This is a genomic window from Kocuria sp. CCUG 69068, assembly GCF_020833785.1.
In the GTDB taxonomy this organism is placed as follows: Bacteria; Actinomycetota; Actinomycetes; order Actinomycetales; family Micrococcaceae; genus Kocuria; species Kocuria rosea.
In genome coordinates this window covers 1-24482 of sequence record NZ_PDDL01000055.1, presented here as the reverse complement: position 1 = coordinate 24482, position 24482 = coordinate 1, and the positions used below count along the sequence as shown (strand labels likewise).

Here is a 24482-nt window from a genome sequence, read left to right as displayed (position 1 = left end):
GGCGGGCGGCGGGGCGGGGGCCGGTCGGGAGGTCACGGTCCCAGCCTATCCACCCGCGCGGACAGCGCCGCCGGTGCGCGCGCGGCTGGGGACGCCGCGGGCCGATAGCCTGGGGCCATGACTGCGCGCCCCGAGACCCCGCCCGCCCACGGCTCCGCCGACCTCCGCCCGGACACCGTGCTGGTCGCGGGCGGGCGGCCCGCACCGGAGCACGACGCGCCGGTCGGGCCCTCCATCGTCCTGACCTCCACCTACCGGGGCTCCGGCGGGCTCGACGCCGAGGACCGCACCTACGGGCGGTTCAGCAACCCCACGTGGGAGGACCTCGAGGACGTGCTGGCGCGGCTCGAGCGGTCGGAGCTCCCCGGACTGGCCTACGCCTCGGGACTGGCCGCCGTCGCGTCGGTGCTCTCGCTCGTCCCGGCGGGCGGCCGCCTGGTGCTGCCCCGGCACAGCTACCAGGGCTCCCTGGCCCTGGCCGCGGACCTCGAGTCCCGCGGGCTGCTCACCGTGCGGACCGTGGACGTCACGGACACCGAGGACGTGGTGGCCGCGCTCGACGCCGCCGACCTGCTCTGGCTCGAGAGCCCCACCAACCCCATGCTGGAGGTCGCCGACCTCCCCGCGCTGCTCGCGGCGGCCCGCGAGCGCGGCGTGCTCACGTGCGTGGACAACACCTTCGCCACCCCGCTGCTGCAGCGACCGCTCGAGCACGGCGCCGACATCGTGGTGCACTCCGTGACCAAGTACCTGGCGGGGCACTCCGACGTCGTCCTGGGGGCCGCCGTCACCTCCGACCCTGCCCTGCGGACCCGGCTGAAGGGGCACCGCTCCCTGCACGGCGCGGTCCCGGGCCCGTTCGAGGCGTGGCTCGCGCTGCGGGGGATGCGCACCCTGGCGGTGCGGGTCGAGCGCTCCGCGGCCACCGCCGGGGAGCTCGCCCGCCGCCTCCAGCAGCACCCGGCCGTGCGCGAGGTCCGCTACCCGGGCCTGCCCGGGGACCCCGGGCACGAGCGTGCCGCCGCGCAGATGGACGGCTTCGGCTCGATCGTGGCGATCGTGCCCGCGGGGGACGTCGCCGCCGTCGAGGCGGCCGTGGACGCCCTGCGCGTGTGGACCCCCGCGACCTCGCTCGGCGGGGTGGAGTCGCTGATCGAGCGGCGGCGGCGGCACCACGAGGAGCCGCCCAGCGTCCCGGAGACGCTGCTGCGCCTGTCGGTGGGCATCGAGAACGTCGAGGACCTCTGGGAGGACCTCGACCGCGTCCTGTGCGGGATCGACCGGTAGGCTGGGCGGCGTGGACATTCCCTGGGTCTTCTTACTCGTGCGCTTCATCGACATCGCGCTGGCACTGGTCGTCGCCGGTCTGGCCGTGTGGGCCTTCGTGGACTGCCTGACCAAGGCGCCGGTGCAGTTCCAGCGCGCCTTCAAGCGCACGAAGGGCTTCTGGCTCGCGCTCACGGGCGGCTCCCTCGCGTTCACGGTCTTCACGCTGATGCTGCTGCGGCCCAGCCTGTTCGTCCTGCTCATCGCGGGCACGGCCGTGGGGGTCTACCTGGCCGACGTCCGCCCGGCCGTGGGCCTGGAGTCCAAGGGCCCCAACAACTGGTGACCGCCGGGCGCGCGGCGCCCGGCCCCGCGACACGGGGCGCCCGTGACGCCGGCTTGTCCCGCGCCGCCGCCCGGGTGGAAGAATGGCCCCATGGCTACCGAATCAGCACCGCACAAGCTCGTCCTGCTCCGCCACGGACAGTCCGACTGGAACGAGAAGAACCTGTTCACCGGGTGGGTGGACGTGGACCTGACCGAGAAGGGGCGGGAGGAGGCCGTCCGCGGCGGTGAGCTGCTCGTCGAGAAGGGGATCGCCCCGGACGTCCTGCACACCTCGCTCCTGCGCCGGGCCATCACCACCGCCCACCTCGCGCTGGACCGGGCGGACCGGCACTGGATCCCCGTGAAGCGGTCGTGGCGGCTCAACGAGCGCCACTACGGTGCGCTGCAGGGCAAGGACAAGACCCAGGTCCGCGACGAGTACGGCGACGAGCAGTTCATGACCTGGCGCCGCTCCTACGACGTCCCGCCGCCCGAGCTGGAGGACTCGTCCGAGTTCTCGCAGGCCGGCGACCCCCGCTACGCGGACGTGCCGGACGCGCCCCGCACCGAGTGCCTCAAGGACGTCCTGGACCGCTTCATGCCGTACTGGGAGCAGGAGATCGTCCCCGATCTGCAGGCCGGCCGGACCGTCATCGTCGCGGCCCACGGCAACTCCCTGCGCGCCCTGGTGAAGCACCTCGACGGCATCTCGGACGAGGACATCGCGGCGCTGAACATCCCCACGGGCATCCCGCTCTACTACGAGCTCGACGAGAACCTCCGCCCGCTCGTGGCCGGCGGCGAGTACCTCGACCCCGAGGCCGCCGCGAGCTCGATCCAGGCGGTCGCCAACCAGGGCAAGAAGTAGTCCCGGAAGGCTCCCGCCCACGGACAGGGGCCGGGTCCACCGTGCTGGTGGACCCGGCCCCTGTCCTGTGCCCGGGCGCGGCTCGGCCGGCGCCCGGGCGGGGGCTCACTCGCCCCCGTCGCGGCCCACGTGGCCGTGGCCGGTGGGGCGGTCGGAGCTGGCCGGGACCCAGTCCCCGGTCACCAGGTAGGAGACCTTGCGGGTCACCGAGACCCCGTGGTCCCCGATGCGCTCGAGGTACCGGGAGCACAGGGTGACGTCCACGGCGGTGGGCACCGACGAGTCCCAGCTCGGCGCGGCGAGCGCGTCGAAGACGGACTGGTGCAGCTGGTTGACCTCGCCCTTGAGCGAGTAGATGTCGTCGGCGAGGGAGAGGTCCCGGGTCTGGAGCACCTGGATGACCCGGTCCAGGATCTGCAGGTCGAGGTCGAACATCCGCGTGAACGTCTCCACGAGCGGCTCGGGGATGACCGGCTCGGGATAGCGGATGCGCACCGCCTGGGCCAGGTGCCGGGCGAGGTCGCCGGCACGCTCCAAGGAGGCGCTCATCCGCAGCGCGCCCACGATCATCCGCAGGTCCGAGGCCACGGGGCTCTGCAGCGCGAGGATGTCGATCGAGCGCTCGTCGAGGTCGTTCTGCAGGAAGTCGATCCGGGCGTCGTTGGAGATGACCTCCTCGGCGAGCTGGATGTCCGCGTCGAGGAGCGCGTCCTTGGCGCGGGCGAGGGCCTCGCGCACCAGGGTCGCGATCTGGATGAGCTCCTCGCCGACCTGGTGGAGTTCTGCCTGGAAAACCTTGCGCACGGATGCGTCCTTTCGAGATGCGGCGGCGTCCGCGGCAGCCGCGGCCGGGGTGCGGCGCGGAGCGGGACGGATGACGTGGGGGCCGGGTGCGAGCACACCCGCCGCCACCGTCACAGCCAGGAGTGAACTTTCGCTCATCTTAGGATGAACGTTGGTTGAACCTGTAGCTCGTGACGCCCGGCGCGGGGTCCCCGCGCCCCCGAGTGCCTAAGCTGGTTCCGTGAGTCCAACTGCCATCGCCGTCGCCGCGGGTCTGCTCGGCTTCGCCCTCGGGGTGAGCGGTCTGATCGCCCTCCGGGTGAGCGGACGGGGCCGCCGCGCCCGCGCCGACGTCCAGGAGCCCACGCTGCCCGACGGCACCGCGGACGTGCTCGCGGTGATCGGCCGCGCCTACGTGGTGGTGGACGGGGTCGACGGCGTGGTGCGCGCCTCCCCGGCCGCCTACGCCTTCGGACTGGTCCGCGGGCACACCGTGGTGCACGAGCAGATGCTCGAGATGATCCGCCGGGCCCGGCGCAGCGGCGTGATCGAGGAGCGGCGGGTCGAGCTGTCCCGCGGACCGTTCCAGACGGGCGCGGTGGTGCTCGACGTCCGGGTGGCCCCCATCGCGGAGGAGTACATCCTGCTGCTCGCCGACGACCAGACGGAGATCGTCCGGGCGCAGTCGATCCGCAACGACTTCGTCGCCAACGTCTCGCACGAGCTGAAGACCCCCGTGGGGGCGATCGGGCTGCTCGCCGAGGCGATCGAGGACGCGGCCGAGGACGAGGAGGCCGTGCGCCGCTTCGCCCAGCGCCTGCACAAGGAGTCCGCCCGGCTGACCGCCCTCGTCCAGGACATCATCGAGCTCTCCCGCCTGCAGGGCGCGGACGTGGTCACCGAGGGCCGGCCCGTGGACCTCAACCAGGTGATCGCCGACGCCGTGGACCGCAACCGGTTCCCGGCCGAGAACAAGGGCATCGAGATCGCGGTGGGCGGGCGCGTCACCCGGCCAGTGTTCGGCGACCCCGACCTGCTCGTCACCGCGCTGCGCAACCTCATCGACAACGCGGTGCACTACTCCCCGGAGGGCACCCGCGTGGGCGTCGGCGTCCGGGAGCGGGACGGGATGGCCCAGATCTCGGTGACCGACCAGGGCCCGGGCATCCCCGAGGACGAGCAGGACCGGATCTTCGAGCGCTTCTACCGCGTGGACGCGGCCCGCTCCCGCCGGACGGGCGGCACCGGGCTCGGACTGAGCATCGTCAAGCACGTCATGTCCCAGCACGGCGGCGAGGCCACCCTGTGGTCGCAGCCGGGCCGCGGCTCCACGTTCACCCTCAGCATCCCCCAGATCGAGGGCGCCGACGACCCCGGGGGGACCGCGCAGCCGGCCCCCGGCGCGACCGCCCGCCCGGTGCCGCTGCAGGCACCACCCCGCCCAGACGCATCGACCCCACGGCCCGCCGCCCCCGCGGCGCGCGCCGGGAGCACGGAGGACCGACAGTGACCCGCATCCTGATCGTCGAGGACGAGGAGTCCCTCAGCGACCCGCTCTCCTACCTGCTGGGGAAGGAGGGGTTCGAGGTGGCGGTCGTCGACAACGGCGTGGACGCCGTGGCCGAGTTCGACCGGTCCGGCGCCGACCTGATGCTGCTGGACCTCATGCTCCCCGGGCTGTCCGGCACCGAGGTGTGCCGCCAGGTGCGGCAGCGCTCCTCCGTGCCGATCATCATGCTCACGGCCAAGGACGCCGAGATCGACAAGGTGGTCGGGCTCGAGCTCGGCGCCGACGACTACGTCACCAAGCCCTACTCGTCCCGGGAGCTCGTGGCGCGGATCCGCGCGGTCCTGCGCCGGCAGGGGGAGCCCGAGGAGCTCGTCTCGGCGACCGTGCAGGCCGGCCCCGTGCGGATGGACATCGAGCGGCACGTGGTCAGCGTGCACGGGGAGCGGGTGGCCATGCCGCTCAAGGAGTTCGAGCTGCTGGAGATGCTGCTGCGCAACGCCGGGCGCGTGCTGACCCGCGGGCAGCTCATCGACCGGGTCTGGGGCTCGGACTACGTGGGGGACACCAAGACCCTCGACGTCCACGTCAAGCGCCTGCGCGCCAAGATCGAGCCCGATCCCTCCGCCCCGCGGCACCTCGTGACGGTGCGGGGCCTCGGCTACAAGTTCGAGGGCTGAGCCGGCGGCGCCGCAGACGGAGGAGCCCGCAGACGGAAGGGCCCGGAACCCCGAGGGGTTCCGGGCCCTTCCGCTCGTGCGCGCCGGTGGGAGTCGTCAGTGGCCGCTCTCCTGGCCCACCATCTCCTCGACGGGCACGGGCGTGTTGGAAGGGTTCGCCGGGGTGCTCGGCGCGCCGCCGGGGATGAACTCGGCGTAGCGGGAGAAGGTGTGGTCCAGGACCGGGACCCGCTCGGTGAGGGACTCGCCGCCGGCGGTGAACTCGGTCTCGACCATGAGACCCGGCTCGGCGCCGGCACGGTCCACGGTCACGACCGGGTCGTCCTGGTCGAGGTCCACGGTGCCGCCGGCGGGGATCTGCACCTCGGCGGTGGCGCCGTCGACGTCCATCGACAGCGTGACGTCCTGGTCGCCGTCGTTCACCAGGGTGCCCAGCACGCGACCCTCCTGGTCGGCGCCGGTGGCCACGATCAGCACGTTGGCCAGCTTGACGTCCCCGACCTGCTCCACGATGCCGTCCGCGGCCGAGTACACCATGGTCGTGGCCGGCGGGTTGATGTAGGCGCATCCGGCGGTGGTCAGCAGGGCGGCCGCGGCGGCGGCACTCAGGCCTGCGCGACGCAGCTTCTGGCGGGCGGCGATCTTCACGGCGCGTACTCCTCGGGAGCTCAGGACGATGTCCCGACCAGCTTATCCGTTTGCCGACGGATCGTCCGCATCGACGGGCCCCCGGTCCCCGCCCGCCCCGGATCGGCGAATCCTACACCGTGTTAGAATGGAAGTTCTGAAAGGGGTATTTCCATATGGTTTTTGAGGTTGGCGAGACGGTTGTCTACCCGCACCACGGCGCGGCGACCATCGAGGAGATCAAGACCCGCACCGTCAAGGGCGAAGAGAAGATGTATCTCAAGCTCAAGGTGACCCAGGGGGATCTGGTGATCGAGGTACCCGCGGAGAACGTCGACCTGGTGGGCGTGCGCGACGTCGTCGACGAGGACGGGCTCAAGAAGGTCATCTCGGTCCTGCAGGCGAAGGACACCGAGGAGGCCAGCAACTGGTCCCGGCGCTACAAGGCCAACCTCGAGAAGCTCGCCTCCGGCGACGTGCTCAAGGTCGCCGAGGTCGTGCGCGACCTCTGGCGCCGCGACCGCGACCGCGGGCTCTCGGCGGGGGAGAAGCGGATGCTGACGAAGGCCCGCCAGATCCTCACCTCCGAGCTGGCGCTCGCCAAGAAGATCGACGAGGAAGAGGCCGAGAAGCGCCTCGACGACATCCTGGCGTCCTGACCGACCCGTGAGCGGGAACGCACCACGGTCCACCACGGCGAACCCGCCCTCCCCGGAGGGCGGGTTCGCCGTCGTCGTCGTGGCGGCGGGCTCCGGCACACGACTCGGGCACGGCATCCCCAAGGCCCTGGTGGCCCTCGACGGCCGCCCCCTCCTGGAGCACGCGCTGCGGGGCATCCGGTGCGCCGGGCTGACCGGGCCCGTGCTGGTGACCGTCCCGGCCGGGGACGTCGAGCTCTCCGCGACCGCCCGGGCGCACGGCGCGCGACCCGTGACCGGCGGCGCCTCCCGCGCGGAGTCCGTGCGCGAGGCGCTGACCGAGCTCGCGCGGTCCGAGCCCGCCTGCACCGCGGTGCTCGTCCACGACGCCGCCCGCTGCCTCACCCCGCCCGAGGTCTTCCGCACCGTCGTGGACCGGCTGCGCGCCGGGGAGCGCGCCGTGGTCCCCGTGCTGCCCGTGGCGGACACGATGCGCCGGGTGGACGACGCCGGACGGTCGCTCGGCACCGTGGACCGCACGGTGCTGCGCGCGGTCCAGACCCCGCAGGGCTTCGACCTCGCCCTGCTCCGGTCGGTGCACCGCGCCGCCGCGGAGGCCGGGACGGACCCCGGGTCCGTCACCGACGACGCCTCCCTCGTGGAGGCGCACGCCCCGGGGGCCACCGTGCTGACGGTGCCCGGCCACGAGCACGCCTTCAAGATCACCCGCCCGCTCGACCTGGTGCTGGCCGAGGCCGTCCTGCGCGGCCGCGCACCGGGCACGGACGCGGCGGTGCCCGTCACCGCCGCTCCTACCCCCGGCCCTCACCCCGATCTGCTCGACCCCGAGGAGCCCTGACCCGTGATCCTGCCCCGCACCGGCATCGCCGTCGACGTCCACGCCTTCGGGCCCGAGGGCACCCCGCTGTGGGTCGCGGGCCTCGAGTGGCCGGGGGAGCGCGGTCTCGCCGGGCACTCGGACGGGGACGTCGTGGCCCACGCCGCCGCCGACGCCCTGTTCTCGGCCTCCGGCACGGGCGACCTGGGCGCCAACTTCGGCGTGGACCGCCCCGAGCTGGAGGGCGCGTCCGGGGTGCGGATCCTCACGGAGGCGGCCCGCATCGTGCGGGAGGCCGGCTTCGAGATCGGCAACGTGGCCGTGCAGCTGATCGGGAACCGGCCGCGGTTCGCGCCGCGACGGGCCGAGGCCGAGGCCGTGCTCACCGCCGCGGCCGGCGCGCCCGTCACGGTCAGCGCCACGACCTCCGACCGGCTCGGGCTCACGGGCCGCGGCGAGGGCCTCGCGGCCGTGGCCACCGCGCTGGTCGTGCCCGCGGACGCGCGCCGGGCCTGACCGGGGCGCCACCGCCCGCCCTTATGATGGGCCGTGTGACTCTGCGCTTCTACGACACCGCCACCGCGACCGTGCGGGACTTCGCGCCCGCCCACCCCGGCGAGGCCCGTCTGTACTACTGCGGCGCCACCGTCCAGGGCATGCCGCACATCGGCCACGTCCGCTCGGCCCTGGTCTTCGACCAGCTCGCCCGGTGGCTCGCCCACCGCGGCTACCGGGTCACCACCGTGCGCAACGTCACCGACATCGACGACAAGATCCTCGCGAACTCGGCCGCGTCCTTCGCCCCCGACTACGCCGGCGACCACCCCCGCGAGCCGTGGTGGGCGCTGGCCTACCGGTTCGAGCAGGCGTTCAACGCCGCCTACGACGCCATCGGCGTCGGCCGGCCCACCTACGAGCCGCGCGCCACGGGCCACGTCCCCGAGATGCACGCCCTGATCCGCACCCTCGTCGACGCCGGGCACGCCTACCCGGCGCCGGACGGCTCCGGGGACGTCTACTTCGACGTCCGCTCCTGGGAGCGCTACGGCGAGCTCACCCACCAGTCGGTCGACGACATGCAGGACGCCCCCGACGCCGACCCCCGCGGCAAGCGGGACCCCCGCGACTTCGCCCTGTGGAAGGGGCACAAGGCGGGCGAGCCCGAGACCGCCCGCTGGGACTCGCCCTGGGGCGCCGGCCGGCCCGGCTGGCACCTCGAGTGCTCGGCCATGGCCGCGAAGTACCTCGGCGAGCACTTCGACATCCACGGCGGCGGACTGGACCTGCGCTTCCCCCACCACGAGAACGAGCTGGCCCAGTCGGCGGCGGCCGGGCAGCGGTTCGCGACGCTCTGGCTGCACAACGGGCTGGTCACCTACGCGGGCGAGAAGATGTCCAAGTCGATCGGCAACACCGTCTCCCCGGCGGAGATGCTCGCCGAGGCCCGGCCGCTGGCCGTGCGCTACTACCTCGGCCAGGCCCACTACCGCTCCGTGCTGGACTACCGGCCCACCTCCCTCGCCGAGGCCACGGCCGCGGTCGAACGGGTCGAGTCCTTCCTGCGCGCGGCCCGGGACGCCGGCGCCGACCTCGACGGGGCGGCCGGGGACGTGCCGCCCGCCTTCGGCGACGCCATGGACGACGACCTCAACGTGCCACAGGCCCTCGCCGTCCTGCACGAGACCGTCCGCGCCGGCAACTCCGCGCTCGCCGACGGCCTGGACGCCGCCGCGCCCGCCCGGGCGGTGCGCGCCATGACCGACGTCCTCGGCCTGACCGCGCTCATGGACCTCGGGGACGCCGCCGGGAACGCCGCCGAGCACGCGGCCCTCGACGCCCTCGTGCGCTCGCTGCTGGCCCAGCGCGACCAGGCCCGCGCCGCCAAGGACTGGGCCCGGGCCGACGCCCTCCGGGACGAGCTCGCCGCCGCCGGCGTCGCGGTGCGCGACGCCGCCGGCGGATCCACCTGGTCCGTGGCCTGACCGGGCCGCACCACACCGACCGAACAGAGGAACCCATGCCAACCCCCAAGCAACGTCCCGGCGCGATCCGCAAGAACAAGAAGGGCCCGCTGGTCGGCACCGGCGGCCACGGACGCAAGGCCCTCGAGGGCCGGGGCCCCACCCCCAAGGCCGAGGACCGCCCGTACCACAAGGCGCACAAGATGAAGAAGGCCGCCGACCGGCGGCAGGGCCAGGGCGGCCGCTCCCCGGCCCGCACCCGCGGCAAGGTCCAGGAGGACCTCGTCACCGGGCGGAACTCCGTGGTCGAGGCGCTGCGCGCGGACATCCCCGCCAAGGCCCTGTACGCGGCGAGCAAGATCGACGTCGACGACCGCGTGCGCGAGATCCTGCAGCTCTGCGCCGAACGCGGGATCACGATCCTCGAGGCCTCCAAGGGCGAGCTCGACCGGCTCACCAGCGACGCCGTGCACCAGGGCGTGGCCCTGCAGGTGCCGGCCTACGAGTACCAGGACGCCGTGGAGGCGGCCCGGAAGTTCATGACCCAGTGGGAGAAGCGGCACATCCGCCGCCCCCCGCTGATGGTCGCCCTCGACGGGATCACCGACCCCCGCAACCTCGGCGCCATCATCCGCAGCGTCTCCGCGTTCTCCGGCAACGCCGTGATCGTGCCCGAGCGCCGGTCCGTGGGCGTCACGGCCTCCGCCTGGAAGACCAGCGCCGGCGCCGCGGCCCGCGTGCCCGTCACCAAGGCGGCCAACCTCAACCGCACCCTCGAGGAGCTCAAGGCCATGGGCTACTTCGTGGTCGGCCTCGACGGCGGCGGCGACGTCGAGCTGCCCGGCCTCGAGCTGGCCACCGAGCCGCTCGTCATCGTGGTCGGCTCGGAGGGCAAGGGCCTGTCCCGGCTGGTCACCGAGAACTGCGACCAGGTCGTCTCCATCCCCATCGACTCCACGATGGAGTCGCTCAACGCCTCGATGGCCGTGGGCATCACCCTGTACGAGGTGTCGCGACGCCGTGCTGGTTCCTGAGCCCCGGCGGCAGGACACCGGTCGGCCGTACGTCTCCCACCCCTACCCCCTCGGGGTCCACCCCTCTCCCGAGCGCGACGGCAGCGCGAACGTGGCGGTCTACGCCCCGGGGATCCCCGACCTGGACATCGTCTTCCGGCTGCCCGGCGGCCGCTGGCAGCGGCGGCGGCTCACCGGCCGCACCGGCGGCGTGCACCACGGGACGATCCCGCCGGCCGAGCAGCAGCGGCTCTCGGAGACGGGCTTCGACTACCTGCGGCACCGGGACGAGGCCCCGGCCCTGCCCGCCGGCACGGAGTACGGGTTCGTGCCCGCCGACTCGCCGGTCGCCTCCCACCACCGCTCCCCGGACCCGGCCGCCCAGCAGATCCTGCTCGACCCCTACGGCAAGGGGCTGCGCCGCGTCGCCCCGCCGCCCGGCGTCGTCGATCCCGGCCCCGACGCCTACGGGGGCCGCTACGTCTCCGTGGTCGTCCAGCAGGACTTCGACTGGGACGAGGACCGCCGCCCGGCCACCCCGTGGCGGGACACCGTCGTCTACGAGGCGCACGTCAAGGGCCTGACCGCCCTGCACCCGGACGTCCCGGAGGAGCTGCGGGGCACGTACGCCGGGCTCGCGCACCCCGCGATGACCGGGTACCTCACGTCCCTGGGCGTCACGGCCGTCGAGCTCCTGCCGGTGCACGCCCACCTGGACGAGCCGCACCTCACGTCCCTCGGGCTGAGCAACTACTGGGGCTACAACACCCTGGGCTTCTTCGCCCCGCACGCCGGCTACGCGACCGAGGCCGCCCGCGCCCGGGGACCGCAGGGCGTGCTGGACGAGTTCAAGGCCATGGTCCGGGAGCTGCACCGCGCGGGGCTCGAGGTCTACCTCGACGTCGTCTACAACCACACGGCGGAGGCCGGCCAGGAGGAGCCCGCCTACTGCTGGCGGGGACTCGGCGACGAGGCCTACTACCGCCACGGCGAGGACGGCCGCTACGTGGACGTCACGGGGTGCGGCAACTCCGTGAACTTCGGCAACCCGCGGGTGGTGCAGATGGCGCTGGACTCCCTGCGCTACTGGGTGGAGCGCTGCCACGTGGACGGCTTCCGCTTCGACCTCGCCCCCGAGCTGGCCCGGGACGAGCGCCACCGCTTCACCCGCAACCACCCCTTCCTCGTGGCCGTCGGCGCGGACCCCGCCCTGTTCGGGACGAAGCTCATCGCCGAGCCCTGGGACGTGGGCATGGGCGGCTGGCAGACCGGTCACTTCCCCGAGGGGTGGGCCGACTGGAACGACCGCTTCCGGGACACCGTCCGCGACTTCTGGCTCACCGGCCCGCGCAGCATGAGCCTGGGCGGGGACGGGGGCAACGCCGCCCGGCTCGCCGGGGCGCTCGCCGGCTCCTCGGACATGTTCGCCGCGTCCGGGCGCAGCGCCCTGGCGTCCGTGAACTTCGTGACCGCCCACGACGGCTTCACCCTGGCGGACCTCGTCTCCTACGACAACAAGCACAACCAGGACAACCTGGAGAAGAACCGGGACGGGACCAACGACAACCACTCGTGGAACCACGGGGTGGAGGGCCCGGCGCGCGACGTGCGGATCCGGGCCGACCGGGCCCAGACCATGCGCAACGTCATGGCCACCCTGCTCTTCTCCCAGGGCGTGCCCATGATCACGGCCGGGGACGAGTTCGGCCGCACCCAGCGCGGCAACAACAACGCCTACTGCCAGGACAACGAGCTGTCCTGGGTGGACTGGCGGCTCACGCCGGCGGACCGCGCCATGCTCGCGGCCACCCGATCCCTGATCGGCGTGCGCGGGGAGTTCCTGGCCGGACAGCCGTCCCACTTCCCGACCCGCCCCGACGAGGTGATGATGCACTGGTTCGGCCCCGACGGGTCGGCCATGACCGCCACCGGCTGGCAGACCCCCGGGGCCCGGACCATCCAGGTGCTGATCGGCTCCCGCGGCGGCCGGGTGGCGGGGCTCATGGTGATCAACGGCGCGAGCGCCGACATGGCGATCACCTTCCCGAACCTCGCGGAGCTCCTGCGGCCGGACGAGCAGGGGCACCCCCTCGCGAAGGCCGACGGCGTCTACTCCCTGGTGCACAGCACGGCCTCCGTGCTGCACGGACGCTACGGGACGCGCTACCGGGCGGGCCAGGCGCAGGGCGTGCCCGCCGGCTCGGTGACGCTCTTCCGGGTGCTCTGAGCACCCGGGTGCGCTGAGGGGCCCGGTGCGCTGAGCTTTCCGGTGCGCCGAGCTTTCCGGTGCGCCGAGCTGCGGCGGCCCCTCCTGCGCGCCGCGCGGCGGCGGCTCAGGCGTTGGTCACCAGTCCCAGCTCGGCCTTGTCTGCGAGCTCGGGGTGGGCGGGCAGCACCCGGACGGTGTAGCCGAACGGGCCCGAGCGGTCCACGGTGATCGTGCCGCAGAACTTGTGCCGCCCCCCGCCGAGGTCGCCGACGGGGCTCAGCCCCGCGTACTTGCGCTCGTGGATGTGGTCCGTCTCCGAGACCCGGCCGTACCCGATCTCCGCGCACACGTCCTCCGGGCTCAGCGAGCCGAGGGACACGTAGGCGCACACCGTGAGCTCGTCCCCGATCTGCGGCTCCTGGGCCACGCCCTCGGCGTCCACGTGCTCGACCGCCACCTGGCCCCACGCCTGGCGCACGCGCCCGACCCACCGGGACTTCGCCCGGGCGGCCGCGTGGCCGTCCAGCGCCGTCCGGCGGCCCGAGACGGCGGCCGGCACGTAGAGGTGCTGCACGTAGTCCTCGAGCATGCGCTTGGCGGAGACCTGCGGGCCCAGCGTCGCGAGGGTGTGCTTGACCATGGCCAGCCACTGGTGGGGCACGCCGTCGGTGTTCGGGTCCGAGCCCTCCGCCGTCTCGCCGTAGAACCGCGGGGCCACGTGGTTCTCGATGAGCTCGTAGAGGGCGGCGGCCTCGATGTCGTCGCGCTCGTCCGGGTGCGCGCCCTCGTCGGCGGTCGGGATGGCCCAGCCGTTCTGGCCGTCGTACATCTCGTCCCACCAGCCGTCGAGCACCGAGAGGTTCAGCCCGCCGTTGAGGGCGGCCTTCATCCCGGACGTGCCGCACGCCTCGAGCGGGCGCAGCGGGTTGTTCAGCCACACGTCGCAGCCCGGGAAGAGGGTCTGGGCCATCGCGATGTCGTAGTTGGGGAGGAACACGATCCGGTGGCGCACCTCCGGGTCGTCCGTGAAGCGAACGAGGTCCTGGATCAGGCGCTTGCCCTGCTCGTCGGCAGGGTGGGACTTCCCGGCGACCACGAGCTGGACGGGGTGCTCCGGGTCCAGCAGGATCCGCTTGAGCCGCTGCGGGTCCCGCAGCATGAGCGTGAGCCGCTTGTAGGTGGGCACCCGGCGAGCGAAGCCGATCGTGAGCACGCCCGGGTCGAGGACCGAGTCGGTCCAGCCCAGCTCGGCGTCCGCGAGACCGCGCTTCTTCCACGACGCCCGCAGCCGGGCCCGGACGTCCTCCACCAGGCGGGTGCGCAGCTCCCGGCGGACGGCCCACAGCTCGGCGTCGTCGGCGCCGTAGATCCGGCGCCACCGCGCGGCCCGGTTCAGGTCCGAGCCCATCGGGTCGAGGGCCAGCTCCGCCATGCGGGGGTCGATCCAGGTCATGACGTGCACGCCGTTGGTGATCGAGCCGATCGGCACCTCGTCGGCGTCGAAGCCCGGCCACAGCCCCTGGAACATGCCCCGGGAGACCACGCCGTGCAGCTTGGCCACCCCGTTGGCCCGCTGCGCCAGGCGCAGGCCCATGACCGCCATGTTGAACTTGGCGGGGTCGCCGCCGTCGTAGTCCTCGGCGCCCAGGGACAGGACCTTGGCCGTGGGCACGGAGGGGGCGAGACCCGCGTTGAGGAAGTGCTCGATCTGCGCCTGCTCGAACCGGTCGATGCCCGCGGGCACCGGGGTGTGGGTCGTGAACACGGTGGCCGAGCGCACCGCGGTCAGGGCCTCGTCCCACGTCATCGGCTCGGTCCCGTCCGCCGGGTCCATGAGCTCCGCGATCCGCTCGACGCCCAGGAACCCGGCGTGGCCCTCGTTGCAGTGGAAGACCTCCGGGGCGGGCGCCCCGGTCAGCCGGGAGAAGGCCCGCAGCGCCCGGATCCCGCCCATCCCGAGGAGCAGCTCCTGCTGGAGCCGGTGGTCGCCGCCGCCGCCGTAGAGGCGGTCCGTGACGTTGCGGGCGTGGTCGTCGTTGTCCGGGATGTCGGAGTCGAGCAGCAACAGGGGGACGCGGCCGACGTCGGCCCGCCAGATGTGGGCGGACAGGGAGCGGCCGTTGGGCAGGGGGAGGGTGATCCGGACCGGGCTCCCGTCCTCCTCCCGCAGCAGCGTCAGGGGCATGCCGTCCGGGTCGAGGACGGGGTAGGACTCCTGCTGCCACGCGTCGCGGGACAGGGACTGCTTGAAGTAGCCGTGCTGGTAGAACAGGCCGACGCCCACCACCGGCACGCCGAGGTCCGAGGCGCTCTTGAGGTGGTCGCCGGCGAGGATCCCCAGCCCGCCCGAGTACTGGGGGAGCACGGAGGTGACACCGTACTCGGCGGAGAAGTAGGCGATGGACCGCGGGGCGTCCTCCGCCTGCGTCTTCTGGTACCACAGGTCGTCGGTGAGGTAGCGCTCGAGATCGGCGTCCAGCTCCTCGATCCGGCGCACCGTGGCCGGGTCCTGGGCGATCTGCTGGATCTCCTCCCGGGCGAGGGAGCCGAGGAGCTTGACGGGGTCCCCGTGGACCGCGTCCCAGGCCTGCGGGTTCAGCTCGGCGAACAGCTGTTCGGTGGGCCGGTGCCAGGACCAGCGGAGGTTCCTCGCGAGTCGGCTCAGAGGGGCGATGGACTCCGGCAGCACGGTGCGCACGGTGAATCTACGGATTGCCTTCACGCCGTCAGACTACCGGTGCGGCGGCGCCGGACGGCGGTGCCGCCGCCCATCCGTCCCCCGGCGCGCCGCACCGCCCGACCGGGGCCGTGACACTGGGACGGCGACACCGTCCCACGGTTCGACAGCGGGCTTAACGATCGCCGGGTTTGTCGCTAACGTGGTCCAGGTGAGCCAAGCCAACACGCCGCCCCCGTCCGACCCGGCCTCGAGCCCGGCCGGCGCGCCCGCCCCCGACCCCTCGACGACGACGCCCGCCCTTCCCGGTGCCGGGACCGGTGCCGCCGCGGCGCCGGCCGAGCAGCCCGCGAAGAAGGCACCGGCGCGGCGCAGAGCGTCCACCGCCCGGAAGGCCCCGGAGCCCGAGGTCACGGCGCCCGTGGCCGACGAGCCCGGCATCGCCGTTGTCCCCGCGGCGGAGCCCAAGCCGCGTGCCAAGCGGACGTCCACGGCCAGGACGGCCGCGGCGAAGTCAGCCGCAGGGACGCCTGCGGCCAAGGCCGCCGGCACGAGGACGGCCACCGCCAAGAAGGCCACCACGCCGCGGAAGTCGACGACCACGCGCCGGAAGGCCGCCGGCTCGGCGTTCTCCCGCGAGGACCTGGTCTACGGCCGGATCCCGGTCGTCGGCGTGAGCCCCGTGGTCGAGGACGGCCGCTTCCCGGCGAAGGCCGTGCCGGGCGAGTCGATCCGCGTGGGCGCCACCGTGTTCCGTGAGGGCCACGACGCCCTGGGCGTGACCGCGGTGCTCTACGACCCGCAGGGCGCGGAGGCCGAGCGCGTGCCGATGCGCCTCACCACTCCCGGCACCGACCGCTACGAGGCGTGGCTGACGCCGTCGTCCGAGGGCGCCTGGACCTTCGCCGTGGAGGGCTGGGGCGACCTGTTCGAGACGTGGCGCCACGCCGCGGAGATCAAGGTGGGGGTCGGCCAGGACGTCGACCTCATGATGGCCGAGGGTGTCGTGCTCTTCGACCGCGCCGCCGCGGAGCCGGGCCGCCCGGACTCCGACGCCGAGCTGTTCCGCGCGGTCTCCCGCACGCTCGGCAACGGGGAGCTGCCCGCCGAGCACCGGCTCGAGGCCGGCACCTCCGCCGAGGTCCTGGCCGTGGTCGCCGAGCGGCCGCTGCGGGACCTCGTGACCGAGAGCCGCCGCTACCCGCTGAAGGTCGAGCGCGCCGCCGCCGGCCGCGGGTCCTGGTACGAGTTCTTCCCCCGCTCCGAGGGCGCCGTCTTCGACGCCGAGTCCGGCACGTGGGCCTCCGGCACCTTCCGGACCGCCGCCGAAAGCCTCGACCGTGTCGCGGCCATGGGCTTCGACGTCATCTACCTGCCCCCGATCCACCCGATCGGCACGGCGCACCGCAAGGGCCCGAACAACACCCTGGTGGCCGGTCCGCAGGACCCGGGGTCCCCGTGGGCCATCGGCGCCCCCGAAGGCGGGCACGACGCGATCCACCCGGACCTCGGCTCGTTCGAGGACTTCGACGGCTTCGTGGCCCGCGCCGGGGACCTGGGCCTCGAGGTGGCCCTGGACCTCGCTCTGCAGGCCTCCCCGGACCACCCGTGGGTCACCGCGCACCCGGAGTGGTTCACGACCCGCGCCGACGGCTCCATCGCGTACGCGGAGAACCCGCCGAAGAAGTACCAGGACATCTACCCGATCAACTTCGACAACGACCCCGAGGGCCTGTCCCTCGAGGTGCTGCGGATCGTGGAGCTGTGGATCTCCCACGGGGTGAAGATCTTCCGGGTCGACAACCCGCACACCAAGCCCCTGTGGTTCTGGGAGTGGCTGATCGGCACCGTCAACGCCAAGCACCCCGACGTCGTGTTCCTGGCCGAGGCGTTCACCCGCCCGGCCATGATGCAGGGCCTCGCCCGGGTCGGCTTCCAGCAGTCCTACTCGTACTTCACCTGGCGCAACACCAAGAAGGAGATCGAGGAGTACCTCGAGGAGATCAGCCACGAGACCTCGGCGGTGTACCGGCCGAACTTCTTCGTCAACACCCCCGACATCCTCACCGAGTACCTGCAGTTCGGCGGGCCCGCGGCCTTCAAGATCCGTGCCGTCCTGGCCGCCACCGGCTCGCCCCTCTGGGGCGTCTACGCCGGCTACGAGCTCTACGAGCACGTGGCCCGGGCCGGCGCCGAGGAGTACGTCGACAACGAGAAGTACGAGTACCGGCCCCGTGACTTCGCCGGCGCCGAGGAGCGCGGCGAGTCCCTCGCCCCGTACCTCACGCGGCTCAACGAGATCCGGCGCCGGCACGCCGCGTTCGGCGACCTGCAGAACCTGACGGTGCAGTCCACGTCCGACGACGCCCTGGTCGCCTACTCGAAGACGAAGACCGTCCGGCACGGGGGCTCGAGCTACAAGGACACGGTGATCGTGGTCGTGAACGTGGACCCGCACGCGACCCGGGAGGGCACCGTGTGGCTGGACCTGGAGACCCTGGACCTGGACGACGCGGACTTCAACGAGGACGGCAGCTTCTGGGTGGACGACCTGCTCAGCGGGAACTCCTGGAAGTGGGGCACGCACAACTACGTGCGCCTGGACCCGCACTACGACCCCGCGCACGTCCTGCACGTCCGCCGCAACGTCAAGTAGGGGCTCGACCGCACCCCGTCGGGGCCCTCCCGGGCGACGTCCCCGGGAGGGCCCCCTCCGCAAGCTCCGATGGCCTCCGACCCACCTGTCCGAAAGGCGGCACCCCCGCATGAGCATCTCGCCGTACTCGCTCAACGCCCCCGGCATCTCCCACGACCCCGACTGGTTCCGCAAAGCGGTGTTCTACGAGGTGCTCGTCCGGGCGTTCTCCGACGCCAACGGTGACGGCTCCGGCGACTTCTCCGGCCTGATCGACAAGCTCGACTACCTGCAGTGGCTCGGCATCGACTGCCTCTGGCTGCCGCCGTTCTTCGAGTCCCCGCTGCGCGACGGCGGCTACGACATCTCGGACTACTACTCGGTGCTCGACGAGTTCGGCACGATCAGCGACTTCAAGCGCCTCGTGGCCGAGGCGCACGCCCGCGGCCTGCGGGTGATCATCGACCTCCCGCTCAACCACACGAGCGACCAGCACCCGTGGTTCCAGGCCTCCCGCGAGGACCCCGAGGGGCCCTACGGCGACTTCTACGTCTGGTCGGACACGGACGAGCTGTACCAGGACGCCCGGATCATCTTCGTGGACACCGAGGAGTCGAACTGGACGTTCGACCCGATCCGCCGGCAGTTCTTCTGGCACCGTTTCTTCTCCCACCAGCCGGACCTCAACTTCGAGAACCCCGCCGTGGTGGAGGCCGTCCACGACGTGGTGAAGTTCTGGCTCGACATGGGCATCGACGGCTTCCGGGCCGACGCGATCCCGTACCTGATCGAGGAGGAGGGGACCAACTGCGAGAACCTCCCCGGCACCCACGACTTCCTGGTCGAGCTGCGGCGCATGATCGACGACCAGTACCCGGGGCGCGTGGTGATCGCCGAGGCGAACCAGATGCCGCACGAGGTGGTGGAGTACTTCGGGAGCGAGCAGGACCCCGAGTGCCACATGTGCTTCCACTTCCCGATCATGCCGCGGATCTTCTACGCGCTGCGGGACCAGAAGGCCGCCCCGATCGTGGAGACCATGCGGGAGACGCCGGACATCCCGCGCGGCACCCAGTGGGGCACGTTCCTGCGCAACCACGACGAGCTGACCCTCGAGATGGTGACCACCGAGGAGCGCCAGGCGATGCTCGGCTGGTACGCCCCCGACTCGCGCATGCGCGCCAACGTGGGCATCCGCCGCCGCCTGGCCCCCCTGCTGGACAACTCGCGGGCCGAGATCGAGCTGATCCACGCCCTGCTCCTGTCCCTGCCGGGCAGCCCGTTCCTGTACTACGGGGACGAGATCGGGATGGGCGACAACATCTGGCTCGACGACCGCGACGCGTCCCGCACCCCCATGCAGTGGACCCCGGACCGCAACGCCGGGTTCTCCAAGGCGGACCCGGGCAAGCTGTACCTGCCCGTGGTGCAGTCGCTGGTCTACCACTACAACCAGGTCAACGTGGAGGCGCAGCTGGCGTCGTCGTCGTCCCTGCTGCACTGGATGCGCCAGATGCTCGCGGTGCGCAAGGCGCACCCGGCGTTCGGCCTCGGCTCGTACGTCGGCGTGGAGACGGACCACGACTCCGTGCTCGCGTTCCTGCGCGTGCTCCCCGACGAGGAGGCCGACGACGGGCGCGGCGAGACCGTCCTGTGCCTGTTCAACCTCGCGCACACCCCGGCGTGCGCCCGGATCCGGCTCCCCCAGTTCGCGGGCCGCGGGCTGCGCGAGCTCTTCGGCGGCGACCTGTTCGGCGAGGTGGACGAGGCCGGGGAGTACCGCATCACCCTCGGCAGCCAGGACTTCTTCTGGCTGCGCCTCCGGGCCGCTCCCCGCGACGACGGCACGTCCCCCCAGACCACGGCCATGCCGATCATCACCGCCACCAAGTCCTGAGCGCGTCCGTGCGTCCGGCCACCTCCTCGCCCGTCCCGGAAGGACCCGATCCCATGACCGACCAGCACCCCCACGAGCTCCTCGACCTCCTGCGCCGGTGGCTGCCGCGGCAGCGGTGGTTCCCCTTCGCGGACGGCGGTGCGGGCACGGAGCTGCGGGTCGTCGCCCAGCTGGCCCTCCCGGACCAGGAAGGCGCCGGCGCCCGGCTCCTGCTGGTCGAGGCCTCCGAGGGGGCGCGCACCGAGCTGCTCCAGGTGCCGCTGAGCTTCCGCGCCGCGCCCCTGGAGGGCGCCGAGCGCTTCCTCGTCGGCGAGCTGGCGCCCGCCGCGGCCGAGGACGCCGGGACGGGCGTCCCGGCGGAGGAGACCGCCACCCCGCGCCGGGCCGCGCGCTTCCTCCGGGACCGGGCCGCCCGCGCCGGCCGTGCCGTGGCCCACCGCACCGGGCTGCCGCTGCCCGGTGCGGAGGACGCCGTGGCCGGCCCCTGGGTCTACGACGGGGTCGGCGACCCGGCGTTCGTCGGGCCGGTCCTGGGGCTCATGCAGCGCGCGGAGCAGCTCAGCTCGGGCCCGCTGGGGCTGACCGTGACGGGCGCGCACGCCGACGTGCTGCGCGTCCCCTACGCGGTCGAGACGCCCGCGCAGGTCCGCGTGATCTCGAGCGAGCAGTCGAACTCCTCGGTGATCCTCACCCCGCCCGCGGGCCGGGCGGACGCCGACGCCGTGATCGTGAAGTTCTTCCGCGTGCTGGGGGAGGGCGACAACCCGGACGTGGAGGTGGGTCGCGAGCTCACCGCGCTCGGCTGCCCCGCGGTGCCGAGCACCTTCGGGTGGCTCGACGCCCGTTGGCGCACCGGGCTGAGCACCGTGCAGGGCCAGCTGGCCGTGGCCACCGAGTTCCTCGCCGGCTCCGCCGACGCGTGGGGCCGGGCCGTCGAGGCCGCGGAGCAGGGCACGGACTTCACCGAGGAGGCCCGCGAACTGGGCCGCACCACCGCGCGCGTGCACCGCGACCTGGGCCGCGCGTTCGGCGCGGACGTCCCCGACGACGCCGCCCGCGCCCGCCTCCTGAACGACCTCGGCGGACGCCTGCGCTGGGCCCGCACGGAGACCGGCTCCCTGTTCTCGGAGCACTCGGCCGCCCTCGACCAGCTGATCACCTCCCTCGGTGACGTGCCGGAGCTGCCCCCGCTGCAGCGCATCCACGGCGACTACCACCTGGGCCAGGTCCTGCAGACCGAGGACGGGCAGTTCAAGGTGCTCGACTTCGAGGGGGAGCCCCTGCGCGCCATCGAGGAGCGCACCCGGCCGGACGTCGCCCTGCGCGACGTGGTCGGCATGCTGCGCTCCTTAGACTACGCCGCCGCCTTCGGCGCCCGTGCCGGCGCGGCGGACGCCGAGGCGTGGGGCCGGCGCGCCGGCGACGCGTTCCTGGCGGGCTACGAGCAGGGCGCCGGACACCCGGTGGACCGCGGTTCCCCGCTGTTCCAGGCGCTGTGGCTGGACAAGGCCCTGTACGAGGTCGTCTACGAGCAGCGCAACCGCCCCGACTGGGTGGACGTCCCGGCAGCGGCGGTTCGCCGTTCACTGGAGAGCCTCCGGTCGCGTAGCGTGAACCCTGATACCGCCGGTGCGGACCCCGCCCCCGGCACCGACCACGACGACGACAGCTCCCGCTCCGCGCGGCTCATCCCTGCGGCAGCGGGAACGGAAATCGAGGACGCAGTGAGCGCCAGCACTCCGCAGGACCGATCCGACCCCGTCCAGAAGTCCCGCGCCGTCCCGGCCGGCCACGACGTGGCCCCTGCGGGACCGGTGCACGTGGCCGAGCACGTGCTGGCCGCCGTGTCCGAGGGCCGCCACCACGACCCGCACAGCGTCCTGGGCGCGCACCTGAACCCGGACGGCAGCGTCACCGTGCGCACGCTGCGCCGGTTCGCGACCGCGGTCGCGGTCGTGACGCAGGACGGCACCTTCGAGCTCGAGCACGAGTGGGGCGGCATCTTCACGGGCGTGGTCCCCGCGCACGAGCCGGGCCGGATCCCCGACTACCGCGTGGACGTGACCTACCGGGACCTGGAGCCGCAGCGGCTGGACGACCCGTACCGCTTCGGGCCGACCCTCGGCGAGCTGGACCTCCACCTCATCGGCGAGGGCCGCCACGAGACGCTGTGGACCGTTCTCGGCGCGCACGTGCGCCGCTACCCCTCCGCGATGGGCGACATCACCGGCGTGGCCTTCGCCGTGTGGGCGCCCAACGCCCAGGCGGTGCGGGTCATCGGCGACTTCAACGGCTGGGACGGCAGCGAGCACGCCATGCGCTCCCTCGGCTCCTCGGGCGTGTGGGAGATCTTCGTCCCGGGCCTGGGCTCCGGCGCCACCTACAAGTTCCGCATCCTCGGCCGGGACGGCGGCTGGCGCGAGAAGGCGGACCCCATGGCCTTCGGCACCGAGGTGCCGCCGTCCACCGCGTCCCGCGTCTTCGAGTCCGACTACGAGTTCCAGGACGACGTCTGGATGGCGCGCCGGGCGGCGACCGATCCGCACAACGCGCCCATGAGCGTCTACGAGCTGCACATCGGCTCGTGGCGCAAGGGCCTCGGCTACAAGGACCTCGCGAAGGAGCTCGTCGAGTACCTCACCTGGCAGGGCTTCACCCACGTGGAGTTCATGCCCGTGGCCGAGCACCCGTTCGGCGGGTCCTGGGGCTACCAGGTGACGTCCTACTACGCGCCGTCCTCCCGCTTCGGCAGCCCGGACGAGTTCCGCTACCTCGTGGACAAGCTGCACCAGGCCGGCATCGGCGTGATCGTGGACTGGGTCCCGGGCCACTTCCCGAAGGACGAGTGGGCACTGGCCCGCTTCGACGGCGAGCCCCTGTACGAGCACGCCGACCCCCGCCGCGGCGAGCACAAGGACTGGGGGACGCTGATCCCCGACTACGGCCGCAACGAGGTCCGGAACTTCCTGGTGGCCAACGCCTCCTACTGGCTCGAGGAGTTCCACGTGGACGGCCTGCGCGTGGACGCGGTCGCATCCATGCTCTACCTGGACTACTCGCGCAACGAGGGGGAGTGGGAGCCCAACGTCTTCGGCGGCCGCGAGAACCTCGAGGCGATCGCGTTCCTCAAGGAGGCCAACGCCACCGCGTACAAGCGCACCCCGGGGATCGTCATGATCGCCGAGGAGTCGACGTCCTACCCGGGCGTGACCCGGCCGACCGACGCCGACGGGCTGGGCTTCGGGCTCAAGTGGAACATGGGATGGATGAACGACACCCTCGAGTACATGGCGGAGGACCCGGTCAACCGGTACTACCACCACAACAAGCTCACGTTCTCGCTGGTCTACGCGTTCTCGGAGAACTTCCTGCTCCCGATCTCCCACGACGAGGTCGTCTACGGCAAGGGCTCCCTCCTGCGCAAGATGCCGGGCGACCGGTGGCAGCAGCTCGCCAACGTCCGCGCCTACCTGGCGTTCATGTGGGCCCACCCCGGCAAGCAGCTGATCTTCATGGGCACGGAGTACGCCCAGGAGTCCGAGTGGTCCCAGGAGCACGGCCTCGACTGGTGGCTCTCGGAGACCCCGCCGCACAAGGGCGTCCAGGAGCTGGTCCGCACCCTCAACGGGATCTACCGGGAGACCCCCGCGCTGTACGAGCGGGACAACAACCCCGCGGGGTTCGAGTGGATCGACGCGGCCGACGCCGGGCGCAACACGCTGTCCTTCACACGCTGGGACGAGCAGGGCAACCCGCTCGTGTGCGTGGCCAACTTCGCCGGCAACCCGCACGAGAACTTCCGGCTGGGCCTCCCATGGGCGGGGGAGTGGGTCGAGGCGCTCAACACGGACTCCGAGCTCTTCGGCGGTTCGGGCGTGGGCAACCTCGGCAAGGTCACCGCCACCGAGGGCGCCCACAACGGCAACCCCGCCTCGGTCGAGCTGACCGTCCCGCCGCTCGCCGTCCTGTACCTCAAGCCGGCCGAGCACTGAGCCGGCCCCGGCCGTTCCCGCGGGAGCCGGCCGGAGTCACGGGAAGGGCCCGGATCCTCGGATCCGGGCCCTTCCGCCGTCCCGGGAGCGGGACGGAGGGCGCCCGGAGAAACCGCCGGCGGGCGGCGGCGGCGGGTCCGGGAGGCCGGTTTGCACGGGCCGCGGAAACCGAGTAACTTCATCCAAGTCGTCGCGGCGAGGAACTCCTCCGGGAGATCCACGGGGCGGCATCCCCCACCGAACGGTCCCGACCGAGCAGCCAGCGAGTTGCACGGGAGCGGAAGAGTGTTAGGATGGGAGATTGTGAGCTTCGCCGGAAGGCGGCGCCGTCACGATCAGGTAACCAAGAGTTCACCTGAGATTGACCGGGGTCGACCGGAAGGGCTAAGGTTGCAGAGCACTCCGGCAGCAAGGTGTCAAGCGAGACACGGCTGATCGGTCTGTTGTTTGAGAACTCAATAGTGTGCCATGTTTGTTGATACCGGATGTTTTATTCGGTTGATTGGTTGTCGCCGTCCTGCCTCCGTGGGGTGGTGGCGACATTTTCAGCCGGGGTTTGATGTT

General features: G+C 72.7%; 17 protein-coding genes. 14 read left to right on the top strand and 3 right to left on the bottom strand.

The window, feature by feature from the left end:
* The first annotated feature begins 117 nt into the window (after positions 1-117).
* From CRM73_RS11510 to CRM73_RS11500, 3 genes are all read left to right on the top strand, one after another.
* Positions 118-1287 carry an aminotransferase class I/II-fold pyridoxal phosphate-dependent enzyme gene (locus tag CRM73_RS11510; RefSeq protein WP_229587769.1) on the top strand — a complete coding sequence of 390 codons (1170 nt, stop codon included), beginning with the start codon at positions 118-120 and terminating at the stop codon, positions 1285-1287.
* A 10-nt stretch (positions 1288-1297) separates the two neighbouring features.
* Positions 1298-1612 (top strand): DUF2516 family protein, encoded by a 315-nt coding sequence (locus tag CRM73_RS11505; RefSeq protein ID WP_229587767.1) that lies wholly within the window; start codon positions 1298-1300, stop codon positions 1610-1612.
* Between the two features lie 90 nt (positions 1613-1702).
* Positions 1703-2461, top strand: a complete 759-nt coding sequence (locus CRM73_RS11500; protein ID WP_017831968.1) for a phosphoglyceromutase — start codon at positions 1703-1705, stop codon at positions 2459-2461.
* Between the two features lie 105 nt (positions 2462-2566).
* Here the strand turns inward: CRM73_RS11500 and phoU are convergent, their stop codons facing one another.
* Positions 2567-3265 (bottom strand): phosphate signaling complex protein PhoU, encoded by a 699-nt coding sequence (phoU, locus tag CRM73_RS11495; RefSeq protein ID WP_017831967.1) that lies wholly within the window; start codon positions 3263-3265, stop codon positions 2567-2569.
* Positions 3266-3485: 220 nt separating this feature from the next.
* Here phoU and CRM73_RS11490 point away from each other — a divergent pair, with 220 nt between their 5' ends.
* Together CRM73_RS11490 and CRM73_RS11485 are read left to right on the top strand one after the other, a co-directional pair.
* Positions 3486-4754: a cell wall metabolism sensor histidine kinase WalK gene (locus CRM73_RS11490; protein ID WP_017831966.1), complete on the top strand. Its 1269-nt coding sequence runs from the start codon at positions 3486-3488 to the stop codon at positions 4752-4754.
* A complete protein-coding gene (locus CRM73_RS11485; RefSeq protein ID WP_017831965.1) occupies positions 4751-5431 on the top strand; it encodes a response regulator transcription factor in 681 nt (226 codons plus the stop codon). Before CRM73_RS11490 ends, CRM73_RS11485 begins: the two co-directional genes overlap by 4 nt.
* Before the next feature lie 96 nt (positions 5432-5527).
* Here the strand turns inward: CRM73_RS11485 and CRM73_RS11480 are convergent, their stop codons facing one another.
* The gene (locus CRM73_RS11480) at positions 5528-6079 is read right to left on the bottom strand and encodes a hypothetical protein (protein WP_017831964.1); all 552 of its coding nucleotides are present in this window, start codon (positions 6077-6079) and stop codon (positions 5528-5530) included.
* 155 nt (positions 6080-6234) lie between these two features.
* Between CRM73_RS11480 and CRM73_RS11475 the strand changes: the two genes are divergently transcribed.
* Genes CRM73_RS11475 through glgX form a run of 6 tightly spaced genes read left to right on the top strand, consistent with a single transcriptional unit; the run spans position 6235 to position 12735 of the window.
* A complete protein-coding gene (locus CRM73_RS11475) occupies positions 6235-6717 on the top strand; it encodes a CarD family transcriptional regulator (protein WP_017831963.1) in 483 nt (160 codons plus the stop codon).
* A gap of 7 nt (positions 6718-6724) precedes the next feature.
* Positions 6725-7555: a 2-C-methyl-D-erythritol 4-phosphate cytidylyltransferase gene (gene ispD / locus CRM73_RS11470; protein ID WP_017831962.1), complete on the top strand. Its 831-nt coding sequence runs from the start codon at positions 6725-6727 to the stop codon at positions 7553-7555.
* Between the two features lie 3 nt (positions 7556-7558).
* Positions 7559-8050 (top strand): 2-C-methyl-D-erythritol 2,4-cyclodiphosphate synthase, encoded by a 492-nt coding sequence (gene ispF / locus CRM73_RS11465; RefSeq protein WP_017831961.1) that lies wholly within the window; start codon positions 7559-7561, stop codon positions 8048-8050.
* 35 nt (positions 8051-8085) lie between these two features.
* On the top strand, positions 8086-9516 hold the full coding sequence (gene cysS / locus CRM73_RS11460) for a cysteine--tRNA ligase (protein WP_017831960.1): 1431 nt from the start codon (positions 8086-8088) through the stop codon (positions 9514-9516).
* 35 nt (positions 9517-9551) lie between these two features.
* On the top strand, positions 9552-10529 hold the full coding sequence (gene rlmB, locus CRM73_RS11455) for a 23S rRNA (guanosine(2251)-2'-O)-methyltransferase RlmB (RefSeq protein ID WP_095650907.1): 978 nt from the start codon (positions 9552-9554) through the stop codon (positions 10527-10529).
* Entirely contained in the window at positions 10516-12735 is a 2220-nt protein-coding gene (gene glgX, locus CRM73_RS11450; protein ID WP_229587763.1) for a glycogen debranching protein GlgX, read from the top strand. Before rlmB ends, glgX begins: the two co-directional genes overlap by 14 nt.
* A 106-nt stretch (positions 12736-12841) precedes the next feature.
* On the opposite strand, the gene glgP is transcribed toward glgX, so the two are convergent.
* The gene (gene glgP / locus CRM73_RS11445) at positions 12842-15439 is read right to left on the bottom strand and encodes an alpha-glucan family phosphorylase (RefSeq protein WP_229587761.1); all 2598 of its coding nucleotides are present in this window, start codon (positions 15437-15439) and stop codon (positions 12842-12844) included.
* Positions 15440-15596: 157 nt separating this feature from the next.
* Here glgP and CRM73_RS11440 point away from each other — a divergent pair, with 157 nt between their 5' ends.
* From CRM73_RS11440 to glgB, 3 genes are all read left to right on the top strand, one after another.
* The gene (locus CRM73_RS11440) at positions 15597-18050 is read left to right on the top strand and encodes an alpha-1,4-glucan--maltose-1-phosphate maltosyltransferase (RefSeq protein WP_017831956.1); all 2454 of its coding nucleotides are present in this window, start codon (positions 15597-15599) and stop codon (positions 18048-18050) included.
* A 109-nt stretch (positions 18051-18159) separates the two neighbouring features.
* A complete protein-coding gene (treS, locus tag CRM73_RS11435) occupies positions 18160-19926 on the top strand; it encodes a maltose alpha-D-glucosyltransferase (RefSeq protein WP_017831955.1) in 1767 nt (588 codons plus the stop codon).
* 53 nt (positions 19927-19979) lie between these two features.
* Positions 19980-23918 (top strand): 1,4-alpha-glucan branching protein GlgB, encoded by a 3939-nt coding sequence (gene glgB, locus CRM73_RS11430; protein ID WP_229587760.1) that lies wholly within the window; start codon positions 19980-19982, stop codon positions 23916-23918.
* The last annotated feature ends 564 nt before the right edge of the window (positions 23919-24482 follow it).

What these genes read in the sequence shown, in the direction of transcription:
- treS (WP_017831955.1), top strand. Translation starts at nt 18,160, where the DNA reads ATGAGCATCTCGCCGTACTCGCTCAACGCCCCCGGCATCTCCCACGAC.
- glgB (WP_229587760.1), top strand. Translation starts at nt 19,980, where the DNA reads ATGACCGACCAGCACCCCCACGAGCTCCTCGACCTCCTGCGCCGGTGG.
- CRM73_RS11500 (WP_017831968.1), top strand. Translation starts at nt 1,703, where the DNA reads ATGGCTACCGAATCAGCACCGCACAAGCTCGTCCTGCTCCGCCACGGA.
- CRM73_RS11475 (WP_017831963.1), top strand. Translation starts at nt 6,235, where the DNA reads ATGGTTTTTGAGGTTGGCGAGACGGTTGTCTACCCGCACCACGGCGCG.
- rlmB (WP_095650907.1), top strand. Translation starts at nt 9,552, where the DNA reads ATGCCAACCCCCAAGCAACGTCCCGGCGCGATCCGCAAGAACAAGAAG.
- CRM73_RS11510 (WP_229587769.1), top strand. Translation starts at nt 118, where the DNA reads ATGACTGCGCGCCCCGAGACCCCGCCCGCCCACGGCTCCGCCGACCTC.